This is a genomic window from Brotocaccenecus cirricatena, assembly GCF_020687045.1.
GTDB lineage: Bacteria > Bacillota > Clostridia > Oscillospirales > Oscillospiraceae > Vescimonas > Vescimonas cirricatena.
In genome coordinates, this window is sequence record NZ_JAJEPW010000135.1 from 1 (window position 1) to 2164 (window position 2164).

Annotated in this window: 2 protein-coding genes; both read left to right on the forward strand. The window is 56.0% G+C overall.

All coding sequences use genetic code 11. The annotated features are described in order from the left end of the window. Positions 1-825: hypothetical protein (locus LKD37_RS17365; protein WP_302930314.1), on the forward strand; the 825-nt coding region annotated here is incomplete at its 5' end. A gap of 2 nt (positions 826-827) precedes the next feature. Next, positions 828-2108 (forward strand): DUF4314 domain-containing protein, encoded by a 1281-nt coding sequence (locus tag LKD37_RS17370; protein ID WP_302930315.1) that lies wholly within the window; start codon positions 828-830, stop codon positions 2106-2108. Positions 2109-2164: the final 56 nt, after the last annotated feature.

A 2164-nucleotide genomic window follows, 5' to 3' on the forward strand; every position in this document is an offset into this window, starting at 1 on the left:
CTGATGCCGGAAAAGCTGGCGATGCCTAAGTCCGGGCGGCTGGATGTGCGGGATGAGCTCGGTTTTCTCGATGAAGGAAGCATGACGCTCTGTGAGTTCTGCGAGGCGCATCAGCTCCCGTATCCCGCGGAGAACATGAAATTTCATATCCGACCTGCCCGCCCGGAGGAGGCGGGCTTATTTTATACCCCGCACCCCGAAGAAGATAAATGGCTGGGTACCGTTGGCCATGTCCGGATGGACTTCGGGCGCAGCGGCAATGAATTCTGGCATACATGGTGGCCCCGCGGCCCGGAGAAACTGAACAGCCCCGCGTTCAAAGCGGAGCTGCAGGAGGTCGTGGACACGCTGCGGGAGAGTGTGCTGAAAAGCCGCTTCGCTATGGAGCGTTTTTGCTATGAACACGGCGGCAAAATCGACGGCGGCTATGTACAAAACTATGGCTACATCGTGGAAACCGAGCATCACCGCTACTGCCTGCGGTGCAATCCGTCCCCCGGAGATTATAACTGCTACTGTACGGCCTATGATCTGGATGTCCAGCGTCAGAACATGGCAAGGGACAAGCCGCTGGTGGGCCGCGTCACTTATGCCAATGGTGATGCACAGGACTTTACCGATGCCGAAGCCTTTCTCAAGTGTGTGCGTGAGGAGCTGCCATACCGCCCGACCACAGGCTTTCGGTATGAGGTGCTGACCGACGATCCCATCGTCCGCAAAGCTGTGGATGATATCGCCTTCGACCTCTATGGTGAGGAAAATCCCCACCAGCAGGAAGATTACGAGCCGCAATCCGCCCCCAATATGATGCTGGGAGGGATGTGAACATGGAGAGATCGGATAAGCAGCGAAAGCCTGTCGCAATCAAAAACCTTGCTGAACTGAAGCGCTTCATCCAACCCGGCGTAGAGTTTAAAACGCTCAGCCAGAAAAATCACCCTGATCTGGTGGGGCTGACCCGTGTGGTGACCACGGTGCAGACGGTGGGCTTTTACTCCAAGATCAAGGATCAGCCAAACAGCCGCTTTTCGACCGATAACGGCGGCAAGGGTTTCCGGACAGATTTCGTCAAAGCCGATGCCTATATCTTTGATGGTACGACGGTCAAGGTAAAGGATACGCGGAACAAAGACCGCGGCGTGATCTATGAATTCGAATTCTACGACAGAGAACAAGCCATGCAGGAGGACACGAATATGGACAGAAAAATGGTGAATTTCATCAAGGAGCAGTATCCGCCCGGAACCCGCATTCGTCTCAATTCCATGGAGGATCCCTATGCCCCCATTGCTCCCGGCACCGAGGGTGAGGTGGACTTCGTGGATGACATCGGTACGATCCACATGAAGTGGGATAACGGCAGGGCGTTGGGAATCGTCCCTGGTGAGGACAGCTTCTCGGTGCTGCCGCCCAAGCTGACTACTCTGAAGCTGTATATGCCCCTTACCGCTGATTTCTATGAGAGAAGCGAGTACGGGGATTTGGAACCGGAGAGTACCATGCTGGATGGCCGTGCCTTGCGAGGCTATCAGGATCAGATCATGGCCGAGCTGGTCAAAAATCGGATGCCGGAGGAAACCGAGCGCGGTCTCATGCATTGGTACCACGAGGCTGATAGCGTGAATACCAAGGTCCACTCTGCGGTCTTTACCGTAGAGGAACGTGACCGAAAGCTCTGGGGCGTAGCCGAATGCCGCATTGCCGGTGAGCTGAGTGCGCTGGAGATGGACACCCTGAAAGAGTACATCGCCGGACAGGCATCAGACGGCTGGGGCGAACACTTTGAACAGCGGGAGATCCTCGTGGATGGCGGAAGTGAGCTGTATGTCCACCTCTGGAATGCGGATGACTGGGGCATTCAAACGGAACAGGAGCGCTTCGCGCCGAAGCTGTCGGAGGGCCTGCCGGAGCTATGCTTCTCGGTACTCCCCAGCACCGGGGAACTGATCTGCATCAAACGCGGCGAGAACGGCTACTACCCCAGTGACTGGTCTACGGATGATCCCGCCCAGAACCGTGAGCTGGCCGATTATAACAACGAGCGTCTCGGTGTGACGCAGGCACAGCGGCTGGCCATGGAGTGCGGTAGTATGCACGGCTTATCTTAGAACTGGGATAAGCCGTGTAATCCCGTGAGTTTTGTTATCCGAGGAGTTTTCATATC